This window comes from Gluconobacter vitians (genome assembly GCF_015244565.1).
Taxonomy (GTDB): Bacteria; Pseudomonadota; Alphaproteobacteria; order Acetobacterales; family Acetobacteraceae; genus Gluconobacter; species Gluconobacter vitians.
In genome coordinates this window covers 1-18,274 of the sequence record NZ_JABCQG010000023.1, presented here as the reverse complement: position 1 = coordinate 18,274, position 18,274 = coordinate 1, and the positions used below count along the sequence as shown (strand labels likewise).

Sequence of the window (18,274 nt, the reverse complement as noted above, 5' to 3'; positions counted from 1 at the left end):
AAAAACACGTCGAACGCTTACCACTTCAGCCAGATCGCGAAGCATCGCAAATACGACAGAAACCACCATACGCCTTCAGCATCACTGTCGAAATCCAGACAGCGTTCAGAAAAACCCGCAAATCCGAATACGCTAAGCCAAGCATAGCATTTCCCGAATCTTCATCCGAAATCTCAAAAACCAGTACCGACATTCAGCAAAACTGCGGAAACCTGATGTATCCGTGAATGCAGGGCCAAAAAAACACACACGTCGAGAAACAACGGTCATTTTCCGAATCTTCACGTAAAATCTCAAAAACCAGTACCGACATTCAATAAAACAGCGAAAACCTGACGTATCTGTGAATGCAGGGCCGAAAACACACACACGTCGAGAAACAACGGCCGTTTCCCGAATCTTCATGTAAAATCTCAAAAACCAGTACCGACATTCAACAAAACAGCAGAAACATGACGTGTGCATGAATGTGCAGGGCAAAACACACACACGTCGAGAATCAACGGTCGTTTTCCGAATCTTCATGTAAAATCTCAGAAACCAGTGCCGACATTCAACAACGCTGCTGAAATCCGAAGCTGGTCATAAAAAGCCTCAAAACAGGACTTCTTTCAAAAACAGCCAGAAATCGACACATAATCGCCATTTACGCGAGCTTTTCGAGAAAAATCAGTAAAACCAAAAAACCCGAAAAAAGAGCCGCAGAAAACAGCCATATTTTAAGCCCTCAGGGCTACGCCCCGGGCCAACCGATACAGGATTCCAGAAGGCCCTCAGATCCCTCATACGGGCCTAAAAAACCCCTGAAAACCGCATAATTTTCAGTCTTAGGGAGGTCTGGAGTGAACGCGAAACAGATACAGAATAAAAAGACACGTTCAAAAGATTCACCTTTAGACTGAAAAGATAGCTTGAAGGCACGATACTGGGTTTTTGGAGCAAAGCTCCGAAAAACCCCGGAAAACAAACACTTACGCTTATGTTTTCCTACGTGCCCTGCCGGGGGCGTCGGCGCCCTTCGGGCGCGTCACTCTTGATGCACGCGCCACCTTCTGGTGTCGCGCCGCCCTGAGGGCGGCGGTGCAGAACTCGGCCTCTGTCCCTCTCTTAGGACGGGAAATGATCAGACAGGTTCTGTCGTTTTTTTTGGCTTCGCGAGGGAGGACCGGGCTGGTCCTCACCCCAGAGGGCTCACGCAGAGCGTGAGCTGGAATGGTCGCAGTGCGACCAGAGCGAGGGTTTTCTCCCTCGTTCTCTCTCTCTCTCTCTCTGGGGCTTCCCTCTGTTTGGAGCCTTTCGCAATGACCAGATTAGTCACCGAACTCGACACGCTTTTTGATGCCCATGCCGTGCTTGCCGGCGTCGTTCTTCCCACACTACGCGATGTGATCGCACAGCCCGGAGCCTTCACCAGCGACACCCGGCTTGAGGGCACGCTGATCGTTCTGGCGCAGACGGTCCGTTGTTTGAACCGGGCACTGACGCAGAACGCAGGAGACCGGACATGACGTCCTTCCTGTGCACGGATCTGGCTGTCCGCCTGATGGGTCTTGTCTCCTCCCGCGATCGTCCGGACGTTTCGGTCCGGCCGACCGGGAGAGCGGTCTGTCTGTACGATCTTGTTCTGTCCCGGTCCGAACCGTCCGCTGTGGCTGAACGCCTGGGCCTGTGGTTTCCCTGTCAGGAGGCCGATCAGGATCCGGCCAACAGACAGGCTCTGCGGGAGCAGATCCTGCAGCAGCCCATGCCGTCACCAGTCGGTGCAGCGGAGGACACTGAAGATGGCGCTTTTCTTTCTCCTGTCCTGCTTCCGGATCTCGTTCTGCTCATGGGTAGACAGGAGATGGCCTGGCTCGGCCCCTGCTCAACGAAAACGCCGCAGGTCATGACCCTGGGCGATCTGATGCACCGGCTTGCGCCAGAGTTGGCAGGGATTGGAGATGATCCGGAAAGACTTCTGGCCCGGTTTATCGCGGAAGACCGCTCGGGCGTTCATCCGGCTTCCGATCTCGTCCGTATTCATGCCGCAGCCCGGCTGATTGAAGCGATCTGCACCGGCCAGGTCCCCGAGTTCGGCCTCAAGTATCGCCTGTAACGCCTGACACGAACAGGCCGGACAGCTCCGGCCTGTCCTCTCATTTTCTCCCTACAAAAATCTGGATGCTTCATGCTTCTCACAAAAACTCCGGTCGCTGCGGCGACCGTGCCCCGTCACGTGCGCTCTTTCTTCGAGCCGACACCAGACGACCTCCGTCTTTACCGCGAGCTGAGCCTGCGTCTGCGCACTCAGCCGCCCAGCTCCTTGTTTCGTTATATTCCGACACCGGCCGGGCAACACCTGACCCGGCTTGGCGACTGCGGAACCTGGGCCTGGGCGGCAGTCATCAAAGCGGCCATGGCGCAGTGGCATGATCTGCCGACAAGGGGGAAAATTGCCGAAGATGGGACGCAGCTCAACTCCACACCCGAGCGGATCGTCTGGGAAGCCCTGCGTCCGATCACCCCCTCCGACATTACACTGGACGTCGAGCCCCGCATCCAGATCGCGGCACCGGCACTCTTCTTCTCCGACCTCGGGATCCGGTTGCAGGATCGGGTTCGGTATGTCGAAGTTGCGGGGTGCTGCGGTACGGACCGGGTCGTGCGAAACGATTGGGAAGCGCATCTGCTGGCGCAGTTCGACAGGCGTCTGGAAGTCTACCGGCAGCAGCGCCTTACGCCCCAGATCTGGTATCTCAACGATCTTCTTGAGCCAGCGCAGTTACAGAAGCGTTTCCTCGCTCTTGTGGCGCAGTTGCGCGCGGGAGTCAGGTCATGACCCAGGGTCCGATCCGGCTGCCGCGCTGGCCCGCGGGCCGGATCTGTCTCGTGGATCTCACACCAGCAGCATGGGAGGTGCCGTATCACGGCGCCTCCATCACCCTGTGTTTTCGCGAAGGCTTCTTCGAGGAGGGCGCAGAGATGACGTGGCTCACGGACGTCACCTGCCGACAGGGACATCTCGAAGAAAGTCTTGATGAGAACGGCCGTCCTCATCTGACAATCAGTGACAGGCTCTTTCGTAGTCTGATGCCTGTCGGACGCCCGGTGCCTCTGGTTCTGGCAGGCTATCACATGAGCTTTCTGAGGCGCATACTGGGTGGGCCTCATGACCGGCCCCCGTTTAATCTGTGTCTCTACAGAGGCCTTCGGCAACTCTGCCCGTGGGTGGCTGACTTCGGGCTGCAGCTATCCGCCATCGAGCTGGTGCCGGAAAACATTCCGTTGATGACTAGGTCCGGGCCTCAAGCCCGGTTCGCCTCTGCCGAAACCCTGCTGGATGTCCTGCTGGCCAGACTTCCAGTGAACCGACTGGTTGCGATGTCTAGCCTGGCTGTTCCTCCGCCACCAGAGGAGGAACCGCTGAGCGGAATGTCCGGCTGGTGCAATATGACGGCTGACCGCGTTTTTACAGCGGACCAGGAAAAGGAAACCTGACAGCCTTTTCCTTGAACGCCCCCCTCTGCCTTCAACAGCAGAGGGGCTTTCTCCTGTAACCTCAGAACAGCCCGCTGCCGGTTTTGACAGCGGAGGCATTCATGGTGTGATGCCAGACGACATCGCCGTTGAAGATCACGGTCAGCGTCTTTTCCGTGCCATGAGTGCCCTGATGCAGATCGCCATAGAGCGGAATAAAATTGGCAGCGTCAGACGAGGCGTTAGTGAACGCATAGCGCCACTGCTCATGACCGCTGTCGGTGAACGTGGAGGGATCGAAAAACCCTCTGGTTTTGAGTCTGTCTCTGTGATTCCATTTGTCTGGTTCTGACTGAGGGAATGGCGCTATGAAGCAGGCTGGTTTCTTTGATGTTGAAGAGCGGTTGGCCCGGTTAAGCGGGCTTGGCGATCAGCTCGAAGCGTTTTCCCGGACTGTGGATTTTGAGGTGTTCCGTCCTGATCTGGAGAAGTCTCTGGCCTATTCAGATGGAAGCAAAGGCGGACGACCGCCGTTCGATCCGGTGTTGATGTTCAAGATCCTGGTGATCCAGACGTTGAACAACCTGTCTGATGAACGGACGGAATATCTGATCAACGACCGCCTCTCCTTTATGCGCTTTCTTGGTCTGGGACTTTCAGATCGGGTGCCTGATGCCAAAACAGTCTGGCTGTTCCGTGAACGCCTGACACAGGCGAGAGCCATTGAAAGACTGTTTGACCGGTTTGATGCAACTCTGCGAAACGCCGGTTATCTGCCGATGTCAGGCCAGATCCTGGATGCCACGCTCGTAGCGGCTCCGAAGCAGCGCAATACCAACGCTGAGAAAGCGGATCTCCGGGCAGGACGTATTCCTGAAGACTGGCAGGACAAGCCATCCAAATTGTCCCACAAGGATCGCCATGCGCGCTGGACGCTGAAGTTCACGAAAGCGAAGCGGCAGGATGATGGAACCATGCCGTCGAGTGATCTCGCCATCCCGTTCTTTGGATACAAATCCCACATTTCCATCGACCGGAAGTTTCGGTTCATCCGGAAATGGAAGACGACGGATGCCGCCGCCAATGATGGCGCGCGATTGAGAGAAGGGCTGCTGGATAAAACCAATACGGCCTCAGGCGTCTGGGCGGATACCGCCTATCGCTCCAAAGCCAATGAAGACTTCATGGAAAAGCAGGGTTTTGTCTCAAAGGTTCACAGGAAGAAGCCGCATCTCAAACCTATGCCTCGGCATATCCAGAAATCGAATGCCGGAAAGTCCGTGATCCGATCCCGTGTTGAGCACGTCTTTGCCGATCAGAAATCGCAAATGGGTCTGTTCGTCCGAACTGTCGGTATCACCCGGGCCACCATGCGGATCGGCCTGGCCAATATCGTCTACAATATGCGCCGCTTCCTCTTCCTGGAGCGGATCAGCGCGAATGCATAGCAATCCAGCGGGGAGCAGTCCCCGATCTGCTCAAAACGCAGACCGAAAACGAACCCAAAAGTAGTCAATCAAATCGCCAAAAGCCTGAAATCATCAGCCAAGCGTATCAATTAACGGTTCTTCGATCCCTCCATCTGGGACTTTCCCTAGGGTATGATGTCTGGATTGCTGCCAATGATCGTGGCCGTCCATGGCAGGACGGTAAATTGGGAGATGGCTGTCTGTCGATGTTGCCGGGGTTCACGACGGAAACGCAGGGAGCGGAATCCGTGCGCCTGATCGATGTTCTGTGGCTCGGTCGGGAAAGCCACAGGATTGTGGCAGCCTTCGAGGTTGAGCATTCAACGACCATCTATTCCGGCATCGTGCGGATGCTGGATCTTGCTCTCGGGTCAGAGGCGCAGGCCCTGGAGGGACTGTTCCTTGTTGCGCCGGATAAGCGGGAAGCCGATGTGCGGGAACAACTGCGGCGACCGGCTTTCAGCAGGATTGCCGATCTGAAAGTCCAGTATCTGCCTTACGGGGCGCTTGAGAAGGATCGTAAGGCCATTGAGCGCTTTGGGCAGGGTATGAAACCCATTCAAGCTATATCCCATCTGCTGATCCCTGCGTGAAAATCTATGCTCTTGTAATGAACGGGTCATCGCTTCGTGTGGGTTCCTGTCGCGGATAGGCATGCCTTCCGAACGAAATAGGCAATCTGCTTTTATCGAAGTCTCAGGGCATTGAGCCGCAGTGCGTTTGTCACGACGGCCAGGGATGACAGGGCCATCGCGCCTCCCGCGAACATGGGCGACAGCGTAAGGCCAAAGACGGGATACAGGACTCCTGCGGCAAGTGGAATGCCGATCCCATTGAACAGGAAGGAGAATGCCAGATTCTGCCGGATGTTGCGCATCGTTGCCTGTGCCAGGCGGCGGGCGCGTACCAGTCCGGCGAGGCTGCCTTGTGCCAGTGTCATCCCAGCACTTTCGATCGCGACATCGGTGCCTGTGCCCATGGCGATTCCGATATCGGCGGTGGCCAGGGCCGGCGCGTCGTTGACGCCGTCGCCCGCCATGGCGACACGGGCTCCCTTGTGTTGCATGTCACGAATGATTGCGGCCTTGTCCTCAGGCTTGAGGTCGGCATGCACCTCGTCGATCCCCGCCTGACGGGCGACGACTTCCGCAGTCCGGGCGTTGTCGCCCGTCAGCATCACGATCCGCATGCCGACTGCGTGCAGTGCCGCGATGGTCTCCTTCGCGTCGGTCTTCAACGGATCGGCCACGACCAGCAACCCAGCGGCCTGTCCGTCGATGCCGACGAACATGACGCCCGCGCCCTCCGCCCGGTGGCTGTCCGCGACAGGGATCAATGCTGACGCATCGATGCCCTGCTGCCGCATCTGGGCCTGGTTTCCGACGACGACGGCATGCCCGTCCACGGTGCCGGTCACGCCCAGGCCGGTCTGAGAGGCGAAATCCCCGACCGATGCGGCTTGAAGGCCCTGCGCCGTCATCGCGGCGACCAGCGCCTGGGCCAGCGGATGCTCGGACTGCGTTTCCAGTGATGCCGCCAACCGCAGGACGATGCTGGAATCCCATGCACCTGATGTTTCGGTCGCGATCAGCCGGGGCTTGCCTTCCGTTACGGTGCCGGTCTTGTCGATCACCAGCGTATCGACCGTATCCAGCGCCTGCAGTGCTTCGGCGTTGCGAACCAGCACGCCGGCTCGCGCCCCGCGTCCCATGCCGACCATGATCGACATCGGAGTGGCCAGGCCCAGCGCGCACGGGCAGGCGATCACCAGGACCGCAATGGCGTTCAGCAGTGCGTGTCCGAAGCGCGGTTGCGGACCGACCAGAAGCCAGACGACGAAGGTCAGCAGGGACACAAGCACGACCAGCGGCACGAACCAGCCGGAGACCCGGTCCGCCACCGCCTGGATCGGTGCCCGTGTACGCTGCGCAGCCGCCACCATGCTGACGATTCGGGCCAGCATCGTGTCCGAGCCAACGGCCTCGGCCGTCATCAGCAGGCTGCCGGTGCCGTTGATGGTTCCGCCCGTCACCTTGTCACCCGGGCCCTTGGCGACAGGTGCTGGCTCTCCTGTCAGCATGGCTTCGTCCACGCTGGAGCGCCCGTCCATGACGGTGCCGTCCACCGGGATGCTTTCCCCCGGCCGGATGCGGAGCCGATTGCCGGGCACGATCTGGGCCAGCGGTACGTCGTCCTCGCGATCCTGCGCGCCGACCCGGTGTGCGATTTTCGGTGCGAGATCCAGCAGGGCGCGAATGGCGCGACTGGTACGGGCGCGGGCGCGCAGTTCCAGGACCTGCCCGGCCAACACCAGGACCACGATAACACCTGCGGCTTCGTAATAGACTGGGACCGACCCGTCATGCATGCGGAAGGCAGCAGGGAACAGGCCAGGGGCTACTGTCGCGGCGATGCTGTAGAGAAAGCCCGCGCCGACGCCCAGCATGATCAACGTAAACATGTTCAGATGCCGGGTGCGGAGAGACATCCAGCCGCGTTCGAGGAACGGCCAGCCGGCCCACAGCACGATTGGTGCCGTAAGCGCCAACTGAATCCAGTTCGTCAGGCCGCCATCGAAAAATGCCAGCCCTCCCATATCCGCCGCCATGGCGATGACGACGAGCGGGACCGCCAATATGCTCGCTCCCCATAGGCGCCGGCTGAAATCCACGAGTTCCGGGTTGGGCATGTCGGCGTCGGATGGCTCCTCCGGTTCCAGCGCCATGCCGCAGATGGGGCAGGAGCCGGGGTGATCCTGTCGGATCTGGGGGTGCATCGGGCAGGTCCAGATCATCCCGGCCCGCCTGGGCTGAGGCTTGATGGGCGTCGTGTCCGCCTTGTGCAGGTAATGACAGGGGGCGGCCTCGAACTTTGTCTGGCAGTGCGCGCTGCAAAAATACCAGGTCCGGCCATCATGGTCGGCATGATGCGTCGCCGTCGCGGGATCGACCGTCATGCCACACACAGGATCCTTGACCAGGTGCGCGTCAACTCCGGTCGCTGCCGGGGTGGGACCCTCTCCATGGAGATGGGACGCGCAAGCTGCTGTATTGTCGTTCGTCATGAAGCCCCCTTGCTTGTGGCCGCCAGCCGCGGCGTCGAAGTATGCCATAATCGCTTGCACTTCAAGGTATGCCCCTGTAGGGTATAGCGCAATGAGGCAGTCACGGGTAAAGATTTCGCAGGGCCTGAAACGGGTCGAAGGTCAGGTGCGTGGCATCCAGAAAATGGTGGACGAAGACCGCTATTGCGTGGATGTTCTGCTTCAGCTTCGGGCCGCCAAGGCGGCGTTGCATCGGCTCGAGGGGCTTGTTCTGCGCGAACATATCGCGGGCTGCGTTGTAGAGGCGATCGAATCCGGCGATCCGGTGGAGCGTCAGGAAAAAATCGGGGAACTGATCGAAACGGTCAGCAAGATGACGGGGTAGACGTGCAAGAGATCGGCGCGATACGGTTGGGACGGTTGCTGGCCTGCCTGCTTCTGCAGGTGGGGCTGATGCTGGCATCCGTCATGCCGGGTCATGCCGCCACGTTGCCCTCTACAGTTGCTGTGGTTACCCAGCCGATGGCCGACATGCCAGGGATGCAGATGCCATCCCGTGCGGATACGACGACCGCACATTGCAATCATGAACCGTGCCACGACCATCATCCATGTCATCATTGCGGCGATTGCTGCGCCCAGGGTGCCTGCGTCGCCAATTGGCTGATGCCGCCCTCCGTGACCAGGGCGTTTGATTACTCAGGTGTTACCGCGCCTTTCGGCCTGTCTCGCTCGGATCGCATGGTCGGCCGTGCGTTCGCGCCCGCCCTGCCGCCGCCCAGACAGATGGCCTGATTCTGTTCTGACAGTTTCAGGGCTGGTCATGGACCTATGACAGGTTCCGCCTTCTCTCTTTTGCGGACTATTATTCATGTCAATACGATCACTTACGGGACGGGGCGCGATCACGCGCCGCCGTTTCGTCATCGGGACGGGCCTGTGGGGGGCGGCGCTGGCCGTCCCGCAGCGCAGCGCGGGCGCCTACGCTCCGGTCTATACACCGGCGTCGGGTCGGCCCGACCCGCTGCCTGGCACCCGTTTCGACCTTACGGTCGGTTCTGTGCCGGTCAATATCACCGGTGCGCGCATGCACGCGGTGGGTGTGAACGGCTCCACGCCCGCGCCGATCCTGCGGTGGCGTCAGGGCGACACAGTCGAACTGAATGTCACCAACCGGCTGGATGAGCCCAGTTCGATCCACTGGCACGGAATCCGGGTGCCGGCCGACATGGACGGCGTGCCCGGTCTGAGCTTTGGCGGGATCGCGCCGGGTGACACGTTCACCTATCGCTTCCCGCTGCATCAGAGCGGCACTTACTGGTATCACAGCCATACCGGCTTCCAGGAGCAGACGGGCCTGTATGGGGCTCTGATCATCGACCCGAGAGACGGTTACGCGCAGCATTTCGACCGCGATTATGTGATGGTCCTGTCCGACTGGACCGACGTCGATCCTGAGGACATCGTCTCCAACCTCAAATTCCAGAGCGATTACTACAATTTCCGCCAGCGTACGGTGGACACGTTCTTCCGTGACGCACATCGGCAGGGGCTGGGTGCGACGATCCGAGATCGCCTGCAATGGGGTGCCATGAACATGGCGCCGACCGACATTCTGGATGTGTCGGGCATCATCTACACCTACCTGATCAACGGCCAGTCGCCTGCTGCAAACTGGACGGGCCTGTTCCGACCGGGCGAGCGCATACGCCTGCGCTTCATCAATGCATCGGCGATGACGCTGTTCGACGTGCGCATTCCCGGCCTGACGATGACCGTCGTTCAGGCCGACGGTAATGACGTGGAGCCCATCCCTGTCGATGAATTCCGCATCGGAACTGCGGAAACCTACGATGTGATTGTCGAGCCCACCGCCGATGGACCGTACACGGTCTTTGCCCAGGCTGAGGATCGTACCGGATACGCACGCGGCACGCTCGCCACCCGTCCGGGCCTTGCCGGTCCGGTCCCGCCCATGGACCCGCGCCCGCTGCGCACCATGACCGACATGGGCATGGGGAATATGGACATGAAGGGCGGCATGGCGGGCATGGAGATGGGGAGTTCGCCGGGGAAGCCCGGTGAAGCCCCTGCCAGCGGCGGCATGGACATGGATCACATGGACATGAAGGAGGCCAACAGACCCGGAGCCGCTGCGATGGATATGCCGGGCATGGCGGCTGCGTCGCGGCATAAAACAGAGCTGAAGCCCGGCGTCGCGGTGCAGAGTGTCGCCATGATGCCGATCAACCGGCTGGCGGAACCGGGCGACGGGCTGGAGAACAATGGTCGCCGCGTTCTGACATATGCCGATCTGCGGGCGACGATCCCGGGCGCGGACCCGCGCCCGCCATCGCGCGAGATCACCCTGCATCTGACCGGCAACATGGAACGCTTCATCTGGGGGTTTGACGGCAAGAAGTTCTCGGAAGCGGAGCCCATTCGTCTCACCCTGGGCGAGCGGGTGCGCTTCGTCCTGATCAACGACACGATGATGGAGCATCCGATCCACCTGCATGGGTTGTGGAGTGAACTGGAAAATGGGCAGGGCGAGTGCCGACCCTACAAGCACACGATTACCGTCAAGCCGGGTGAGCGGCTGAGTTACCTGGTCACGGCGGACGAACCCGGGCTGTGGGCGTATCACTGCCACCTGCTCTACCACATGGAGGTGGGCATGTTCCGCACGGTGGTGGTGTCGTGATCCGGGGTCTGATAGGGGGCGCGGTCCTTGCCGCTGGACTGGCTACCGCGGTACCTGGCACGGGACGCGCCCAGTCAGTCCCGGCACGCCAGAGCGAAGGAACCCAGGAAGCGCAGACCGCCTCGGCTCCCGCGCCCGTGGTCTATATCAACGGCATCCAGCCGGTCATGGACCATAACATCTACATGCATGCGCTGCTCGACCAGTTCGAGGCGCGCTTTGGTGCCGATGGCGGGCAGTTCCGTTACGATGGGCAGGCTTGGTTCGGCACCGACTACGACAAGCTCTGGCTGAAATCCGAAGGCACGGTCGGCACAAACGGCAAGTTCGGTGATGGAGACCATGAGGCCCTTTATGATCGTGCTATCTCCCGGTATTTCGATGTCCAGACCGGCGTGCGTCTCGATATTGACAACGGCCCCACACGGGCCTGGGGCGCGATCGGGGTCGAGGGACTGGCTCTATATTTCTTCAATGTGGAGGCCACGGCCTATTTCAGCGACCGGGGTGCGGCGGGGCGTCTGCAGGGCTCATACGATATCCTGCTGACTAATCGCCTGATTCTCCAACCCCAGGTCGAGATGAACTTCTATTCCGCGTCCGATCGTGCGCGCGGCGTCGGAACCGGGCTGTCCGATATCGATACGGGATTGCGGCTTCGCTACGAATGGCATCGGAAATTCGCGCCTTATATCGGCGTGAGTTACTCCGGCACGTTCGGTCAGGCCGCCGACATGGCGCGTTCAAGGAATGAGCGTGTCCATGACCTGAATTTCACCTTCGGGATCAGGACGTGGTTCTGACCGCTCCTGCCCGATGTGAAGTCGTTGCGGGGCGCTCCGTGCGGCCCCGTTTCAGATAACAAAAGATAAAGAACTTACAAATGCTGACTATCAATTTCAGGTTCTCGGCCGCTCTGGCCGCACTTCTGGCCACGGTCTCGGTTGCGCATGCCCAGACCCCCGCTCCGGCACCGGCCCAGCCGCAGGGTCAGGATATGTCCGGGATGCAGGGCATGTCCGGCATGTCGGGGATGGACCACGACAAGATGAAAATGGACGGCATGTCCGGTTCCGGCATGGAGGGCATGGAGAAGGGCATGAAAATGAAGGGAAAGATGGGAGACTGTATGAAGATGAAGGGCATGAATATGTCGAACGGCCACGCCATGGCGCCGTCAGATCACAAGATGAAAATGGGCTGCGGTGACAAGGAAAGCGGCATGAAGATGCCAATGGGGCCGCAGGGCATGCCTGACGCGGTTCATCAGCGCTGATCGGGTCCTGACCGGAGCGGGGCGGCGCCATCAGCGTCGCGCCTGGAAAGGCCAAGGGAGGCACGTATGACAAGACTGATCTGGGGGTTCGCCGGTATCCTGCTGTTTGGGATCGGCGTAGGAGCGACCGTCGCTTTCGGTGGTCTGTATGATGTGGGCGCCACCTCGCCGCATTGGCGGCTGACCTATCGTGTTCTGGAAACGGCACGCCTCCATTCAATCCGGCATCACGCCGAGGGCATTACCGCACCTGTCGATCTTGAGACGCAGGCACGGCTCGTCGGTGGTGCATCGCATTTTTCGATGCATTGCGCCTCATGTCATTCGGCGCCGGGCGTCGAGGCCGAGGATATGGCGGAGGGGATGTATCCGAAGCCACCGGTTCTGAAGGATGTGGCGCAACGCTATACACCGGGCGAACTGTTCTGGATCCTCAAGCATGGCATCAAGATGTCGGGCATGCCGTCCTGGGCGGATCATGGTGATGATGATCTCTGGAACATCGTTGCGTTTCTCGGGAGCCTTCCGGGAATGAACAGTTCTGACTACCAGGCGCTGGTCGCCCAGGCAGGAGCAGCTGGCGGACATCATACGCATCACGACATGGATATGCCGATGCCCCGACCGTAGATGCCGCTGCGATAATTGATCGAGATCAAGGAAAATATGCCATACCCCCGTATAGTAATTTCTTATTCCTGACGACGTCCGGAAAATGGGTCGGTATGCGCTTTGCCGAGGATGATGACGTGTTGGAGAAACCATGAGGTGTTGATTTTCACCGAGAACTGGGTTCTTCCGCACTTTTCGTGATGATGTTTTTTGATTATGCGGGCTGAAGGACACGCGCCCTGAGGAGTTCGAAGCCTGCTCTTCCGAACATGGTTCGCTTGATCATTTTCAGTCGGCTGATCTGTCCTTCAACCGGGCTGGTTGTCCAAGGTGTGACAAGAGACGCTTCAATGGCAGCCGCATCCCGTTCAAGCGCGGGAATCAGACGTGACAGCAGCGTCGTCTTTCCTTCTTCCAGCAGAGCCTTCAGATCGCCTCCCGTGCAGGTGTCACCCCTTTTACAGAGCAGGGTCTGCATTTTCCTGAGCCAGCAGAGTGTGACGGCAAGGTGCGGTTCAGCTTCCAGAAGGGCAGGAACCAGCAGTCCCTCCTGTCCGGCAGATAACGGATCCTCTGCGAGAAGAAGCCGCGCAAGTCTGCGTCCCCGAGGTGCAACGACATGCGCGGAAGGAACGGGTTTCGCGGAACATCCCTGTCGCGTCGCCACCCATTTCCAGACGGTGCCATATTGTCCTGCAAAGCCCTGCTCCAGGAGTTCCCGCCATAGCTGACGACTATTGCGACATCCTTCGGACCATCTCTTTTCCAGGTGGGCTGTGTAAGGCACGAGTATGCTGCGTGACGGAACCGTTCTTTTCCATGGTGGTGCATGGCCCCGCTGAAACCAGCGCCGCACGGTTTTTCTCTCTACCCCGATCGTTGTGGCGATAGCCTGAATGCTGTGTCCCGCTGCTTTCAGGGCAAGAGCTTCCTTGAAAAGAATGTCACGCCGTTCCCCAGAGGCTGACCTGACGACCGCCTGCGCCTCTTCTGGATGCGCTCTGATTGTTTCAGATATTTTGCTTACGACCGTTGATACGTTCATCTGTCGTGTCAGGGTCCTGACAGTCGTCGTAAAACGGTCCAGAATGCTGACAAAAGCGTCTGACAGGTTCTTCAGCAGATGCCAGCGGTCTGTCACCTGAAGAGCGGATGGTGCGCCTCTGCGGCATCCGTCTGCATAAGTACCGGCACGGTCTCTGGCAATGATTTCAATACCGGGGTGGACCTGCAGCCATCGGGCAAGGGTATCAGCGTCCCGATCTGGCAGGAGGTCAATGACATCATTTTTCTCAAGATCGACCACAATCGTTCCATAGTGATGTCCCCGCCGCCATGCCCAGTCATCCACCCCCACCACACGTGTAAGGGCCGTGCCTTTTGTGGTGTTCTGCACACGTGAGAGAAGACGGCGGACAAGAGTATCCACGCTGATGGGACAACACAGGCGCACGGTCATTCGTGCTCCAGCGGAACCGCCCAGGGTGTGGGCGATATAATAATGAAGATCGGCAAGACGTGTGGTCTGTCTGCCATGACGCACGGTTATCCCCTCGATGGGCATGACAAACGTCCGACGTGGACAAAGCATCGTCTGGCAGAAAAAGCGCGGCACAGAAACGATCAGCGTGGCTGGACGGCCCTGCCATGGAAGATCCGCGAGTTTTCTCTGATAGAAACTGTGAATGCGTTGTGTCGGGCACTGACAGTCCGGACACACTGCACTCCGTTTTCGCAGACCGACTTCGATCTCCACTCTGTTATCCAGTGCAACAACACGACGAACGACGAGGGAACGGGGAAGATCAAGAGACCGAAGGCGTGACACTGGGGAATATCCATGAAAGTGAACGACTTTCTGGATTTCCCAGTTCCGGAACCTCAGTACAAGATACCCATCACGAAAAGTGCGGAAGAACCCAGTTCTCAACGAAAATCAACACCATGAGCACCTTACTGACGTGTTTATCGGGCGCCTGCCGCCTAAAGCAGGATTGGGTAGGGCCAATGTCCGGAGTCGGGAATGTGATCTGGGCATCCGAACGACCGAGACGAAGGCGTAAGCAGCAGGTCCGCTTACGCCCTCCATGCCGACCATAGGACGCTATCACCCGCATTCCGAAAGCGGACATAGCTCTCGCCACTTATTTCCAGTTTATCCTCCGCTTCACACTACATGTCTTGCCGTAGGGTGTCATCGCATCCACCGTTTGGGTATGTTCGTAAGTTCCAACCTTCAGGCCGATAGCTGGTCGGAAATGTTTTGAGGCGCTTAAGTAATATAATGGAAGAATTTACTAATCTTTTTTCGGATGTTTCGTTTTCATTTGATGAAATGGCCTCATTGAGAAGCTTTATGATAGCAACCGTACTTGAGGCAGACAGTGCCGTTGAGATGGAGGCTATAGGCTATATTTCAGTAGAAGAGATACTATTGACATCAAATAAGATACACTCAACAATAAGAAGAGATATTCCAAATTACCATAATATATTCAACGAAGACGACTACCACAGAATCAGAAGCTGTATATTTTTTGGACAAATAACCCAGGGTATTTATGATAGATTTAAGGGGCATATTGACTATGGAACGTGTGATTTCCAGTTGACCCTAAACAGAATAAGTGAAATATTTGGTATATTATTTTAAGGTTAGAGCGCGGCGACAAAAGACATTATCCAGAGCTTGGCAACGGCGATATTGGTCAAACTAATGAGTAACTGGGCAGTGTCGTCGTAGATAGTGGCAATTCGGTATATCTGCTTGAGCCGACTCAACATGCGCTCGATGCGGTTGGCCGCCATTATGAATGGCGACTATCAGGCCCCTGAACTGCCTGTCTGCCCAGTAATATGGAACCAGACAGGCGGCAGTCGCCCTCATCTCGGTCATAATCGAGACGATATGGGTTTCCTGAAAGCTGAAATGAATACTCGAGATGAAAACATTTCTCTCGATCGTTTCCATATCAGTTCAATCTCCAGAAAATTTTAAAGTTTTCCGTCACGTCGTTGCAGCGCTTTAGCCGCGCTTGAGAGCCGATTTCGCAATTCGGGCAAGTTTTTAAATCGGCCAGCGTGCTTGAAGCTTTTGATGCTCCGAATGGCAGTATCGATAGATTGCTTTAGAGAAAGCGATTGCTCTTGTGAAATATCATTCAAGTACTTATCAACAATTTCCACATATAGCCTCATTACGGAAAGCGGATGGTAGAGATCGTCGTTTCTTCTAGCCAATACCGATTGTAGCAATGAGATAGCCTCTCGTTCTCGGTTTCCATCCGGGCTGACACCGGTCTCCCGAGACTGTGTTAGTAGCACCCGGGCCTTGTGATTATCGATCTGGTAAGTGTCCCAGTTGATGCGTCGGCGCGCCAAGCTATAGGCGGTATCGATAAATCGAAACGCAATGTCAAACTGGTTGTTGTGCATCAGACATATTGACCGCTGTATCCAAAACAGCGGATCGTTGGCGGCAAATGTCAGCGAGCGGCAATCGTCATAAAAATTTTCGATAATCGCATTCTCACGATTGCTCTTGATGAGTCTTCCGTAAACCGAAAATTTTAGAAGAACCCTCGCCATTTTCACGAGATCATCTTCGCTGGAAAAATGACTATTGATTGAGTACAGGGCACGCTTTACTACGTTAAGAACAGCCTCAAGATTGAAGACATGTTTTAGAATAAATTCAGCGAGTGCCGGCGACCGAATGCTGAGATTACCTTTGTCGATCTGGACGAGCTTACCAAGCCCGTTATTGTTTAACGCCTCCCTGAGGTCTTCAAAAGCGCCTGAATAATCGAGCAAGTTTGTGAGAAGCCAGATCTCCGAAAACTCCTGAAATCCTGCAATGGTTAGGACCGCACTGAAGATGATGATGCTTTGCGCGTCCTTGTCGAGTTTCTGTATATTAACCAGAAGCTCCTCCACTTTGGAGTGTAAGACACCTGTCTCGTAGAGACTAAGAACAATATCGCGGATCTGTCCGCCGCAGGTACGCTCGATAAAATTCAACTTTTCCGAATCCGATAGGTCTGAATACTTTCCCAAAAGGCCGTTAAGTGTGAGATAAGCGACAATTCGTTGAGTTTCGTCGCGTGCCGGACTGTCAAGGTCGATTTGGATAAATGTCATGTTCCCGAGACGGGACTTAACCGTGAGTGGCGATATGTCGAGAAAACTTGTTCGGACTGTAGCCAGGATGACGAGATTACTCTTTCTCATCTCCAGGATTGCCGTCGGCAATTGTGGAAAACGCATGACATCATCGAAGATCAGTAACGTAGGATCGTCTAGTGTTTGTAGGTAGGCTAAGACCTCACCAATATTATCTGACTCGCGCTTGAACTTGAAAACGCGGTAGTTCTTCTGAGCGTAAAGATATCCGACTTGATCTGCAAAAATCGTTTTGCCATTACCGATGTCGCCATTGACCAAAATCGGCATCGTACCGGACGCATTGTTTCCTGCGCGAGTATAAGCGTTCCGGCTGCGAGATATTGTATAGGCTCCCGCATTGGCCGATATGTCGGCTTGGGACAGTTTGCTCAGATCCGTTGATCCGGAGATGAAGAGGCGTTCAATGTCTAGCGCCGAAATTGAGGCTTCCAACTTCGGGGTAAAAAATATTTCCTGCATCGAAATGGGAAGAGTCGGGTAGGATATCAAAGGGGCTCCCGCGCGCTTCGTTCCCAAATGGGCGGCTAAAGCCGAAAGTCCGATGGGATGCGGTGTCCCGAACTTGCCCAAGCGCGTGAGGATCGGTTGTCTGGTGCTCGGGCGAGTCACGAAATGAATCTTTTGCAGGACTTCAGGAGGCATGAGGTTAAGAAGCCTGCGGATATCGATATCAGTGAGCGAGAAGCCGACAAAGATAAGACTCGAAGCGGCGAGCACGTCGTTGTGAAAGGCACGCATCCACTGCGATTTTAAAAAAGGTGAGTTGTCTCTCTGCCGCTCCGTTAAGAGAAATGTTTTAGAGAACTCTGAGGCAGATGCTCTGCCTATGTTGCCATAGATGTGCAAAAGTTGCGTCGTTCCAGGCATTGGCTCGCTTACGGGGTCCTGTACGCCATGCGTTGTAATCGGCTTACGATTGTCAGAGCAAATTGTCTCGATAACGTCGTCGTAGTTAGTCGTGTAAATCCTTCTCCAAGGCTGGGTAACTATGGTTGCTTGATCGTCCGTGTATGCCTTCGTCCGAAAGTTGGAATGTAGAGCAGAAACGGTCGCCTCATCGCCGTATGCTTTTTGAAATTCTTCCGCCGCTGTGTCCAGATCATACCCATCTGATGAGGTAACATCTATTTGGTTGAGTAAATGGATAATTAACGCCGAAACATCCTTGATATCTTCGTCCCTCGTATTGGTGGCTTCGGCGGAAAAGCCAGCCCCTAGAAACAGGATAGATGTGCCGGTTTCAATCGTAGTCGCTGGTGGTAATTCCATCTGGGTTAGGGCCTTTAAAACTGAGATAATCAAATAAATTCGATTATCTCTCATCTGGTTACGAGATGGCAAGTCAAGTTCGGAAGCTGACTATAATCGTCAAACGGCGTCCATCATGCTCAGTCCATTTAACGGCAAAAAACATAGATTAGGTGTTTAGTCCCGGGATTTGATGGGTTGGATTGATGATGAATCTTTCTGGCTCTGAAGTCCAGATTTTGCAGACGTATTCGTAAGGGGTAAGGCCACTGAGGGTCTTG

At 56.6% G+C, this 18,274-nt stretch carries 15 protein-coding genes and 3 pseudogenes; 13 read left to right on the top strand and 5 right to left on the bottom strand.

Annotated elements, in window-relative coordinates; all coding sequences use genetic code 11:
- Positions 1 to 1,301 precede the first annotated feature (1,301 nt).
- The 4 genes from HKD24_RS13135 to HKD24_RS13120 all read left to right on the top strand — a co-directional run bounded on the left by HKD24_RS13135 (position 1,302) and on the right by HKD24_RS13120 (position 3,477).
- Positions 1,302 to 1,508 (top strand): hypothetical protein, encoded by a 207-nt coding sequence (locus tag HKD24_RS13135; RefSeq protein WP_062454630.1) that lies wholly within the window; start codon positions 1,302 to 1,304, stop codon positions 1,506 to 1,508.
- Positions 1,505 to 2,095 (top strand): hypothetical protein, encoded by a 591-nt coding sequence (locus tag HKD24_RS13130; RefSeq protein ID WP_194260683.1) that lies wholly within the window; start codon positions 1,505 to 1,507, stop codon positions 2,093 to 2,095. The genes HKD24_RS13135 and HKD24_RS13130 overlap by 4 nt, the downstream gene beginning before the upstream one ends.
- A gap of 72 nt (positions 2,096 to 2,167) precedes the next feature.
- On the top strand, positions 2,168 to 2,818 hold the full coding sequence (locus HKD24_RS13125) for a hypothetical protein (protein ID WP_194260682.1): 651 nt from the start codon (positions 2,168 to 2,170) through the stop codon (positions 2,816 to 2,818).
- On the top strand, positions 2,815 to 3,477 hold the full coding sequence (locus HKD24_RS13120; protein ID WP_194260681.1) for a hypothetical protein: 663 nt from the start codon (positions 2,815 to 2,817) through the stop codon (positions 3,475 to 3,477). The genes HKD24_RS13125 and HKD24_RS13120 overlap by 4 nt, the downstream gene beginning before the upstream one ends.
- A 61-nt stretch (positions 3,478 to 3,538) precedes the next feature.
- Here the strand turns inward: HKD24_RS13120 and HKD24_RS15600 are convergent.
- Positions 3,539 to 3,760: pseudogene (locus HKD24_RS15600) on the bottom strand (hypothetical protein); the annotation flags it as partial.
- Between the two features lie 64 nt (positions 3,761 to 3,824).
- On the opposite strand from HKD24_RS15600, the gene HKD24_RS13110 reads away from it, so the two are divergent.
- Positions 3,825 to 4,904 carry an IS5 family transposase gene (locus tag HKD24_RS13110; protein WP_194260679.1) on the top strand — a complete coding sequence of 360 codons (1,080 nt, stop codon included), beginning with the start codon at positions 3,825 to 3,827 and terminating at the stop codon, positions 4,902 to 4,904.
- Positions 4,905 to 5,038: 134 nt separating this feature from the next.
- Positions 5,039 to 5,518, top strand: a pseudogene (locus tag HKD24_RS13105) (type II restriction endonuclease); the annotation flags it as partial.
- A 92-nt stretch (positions 5,519 to 5,610) separates the two neighbouring features.
- Here the strand turns inward: HKD24_RS13105 and HKD24_RS13100 are convergent.
- Complete coding sequence (locus tag HKD24_RS13100) at positions 5,611 to 8,037, bottom strand: heavy metal translocating P-type ATPase (protein ID WP_018307596.1); 2,427 nt, start codon at positions 8,035 to 8,037, stop codon at positions 5,611 to 5,613.
- 43 nt (positions 8,038 to 8,080) lie between these two features.
- On the opposite strand from HKD24_RS13100, the gene HKD24_RS13095 reads away from it, so the two are divergent.
- The 6 genes from HKD24_RS13095 to HKD24_RS13070 all read left to right on the top strand — a co-directional run bounded on the left by HKD24_RS13095 (position 8,081) and on the right by HKD24_RS13070 (position 12,578).
- Positions 8,081 to 8,353: a metal-sensitive transcriptional regulator gene (locus HKD24_RS13095; protein WP_007284529.1), complete on the top strand. Its 273-nt coding sequence runs from the start codon at positions 8,081 to 8,083 to the stop codon at positions 8,351 to 8,353.
- Between the two features lie 2 nt (positions 8,354 to 8,355).
- Positions 8,356 to 8,763 carry a hypothetical protein gene (locus HKD24_RS13090; RefSeq protein ID WP_322783320.1) on the top strand — a complete coding sequence of 136 codons (408 nt, stop codon included), beginning with the start codon at positions 8,356 to 8,358 and terminating at the stop codon, positions 8,761 to 8,763.
- A 76-nt stretch (positions 8,764 to 8,839) separates the two neighbouring features.
- Complete coding sequence (locus HKD24_RS13085; RefSeq protein ID WP_194260678.1) at positions 8,840 to 10,672, top strand: copper resistance system multicopper oxidase; 1,833 nt, start codon at positions 8,840 to 8,842, stop codon at positions 10,670 to 10,672.
- Positions 10,669 to 11,475 carry a copper resistance protein B gene (locus HKD24_RS13080; RefSeq protein ID WP_194260677.1) on the top strand — a complete coding sequence of 269 codons (807 nt, stop codon included), beginning with the start codon at positions 10,669 to 10,671 and terminating at the stop codon, positions 11,473 to 11,475. Before HKD24_RS13085 ends, HKD24_RS13080 begins: the two co-directional genes overlap by 4 nt.
- A gap of 80 nt (positions 11,476 to 11,555) precedes the next feature.
- Positions 11,556 to 11,948, top strand: a complete 393-nt coding sequence (locus HKD24_RS13075) for a hypothetical protein (RefSeq protein ID WP_018307592.1) — start codon at positions 11,556 to 11,558, stop codon at positions 11,946 to 11,948.
- A gap of 66 nt (positions 11,949 to 12,014) precedes the next feature.
- Positions 12,015 to 12,578: a c-type cytochrome gene (locus HKD24_RS13070; protein ID WP_194260676.1), complete on the top strand. Its 564-nt coding sequence runs from the start codon at positions 12,015 to 12,017 to the stop codon at positions 12,576 to 12,578.
- A gap of 196 nt (positions 12,579 to 12,774) precedes the next feature.
- Here HKD24_RS13070 and HKD24_RS13065 read toward each other — a convergent pair whose 3' ends face one another.
- Entirely contained in the window at positions 12,775 to 14,388 is a 1,614-nt protein-coding gene (locus HKD24_RS13065) for an ISL3 family transposase (RefSeq protein WP_194260675.1), read from the bottom strand.
- Between the two features lie 456 nt (positions 14,389 to 14,844).
- Between HKD24_RS13065 and HKD24_RS13060 the strand changes: the two genes are divergently transcribed.
- A complete protein-coding gene (locus HKD24_RS13060) occupies positions 14,845 to 15,213 on the top strand; it encodes a hypothetical protein (RefSeq protein WP_194260674.1) in 369 nt (122 codons plus the stop codon).
- A gap of 341 nt (positions 15,214 to 15,554) precedes the next feature.
- Here HKD24_RS13060 and HKD24_RS13055 read toward each other — a convergent pair whose 3' ends face one another.
- A complete protein-coding gene (locus HKD24_RS13055) occupies positions 15,555 to 18,086 on the bottom strand; it encodes an SIR2 family protein (protein WP_194260673.1) in 2,532 nt (843 codons plus the stop codon).
- A gap of 76 nt (positions 18,087 to 18,162) precedes the next feature.
- A pseudogene (locus HKD24_RS13050) lies at positions 18,163 to 18,274 on the bottom strand (IS481 family transposase); the annotation flags it as partial.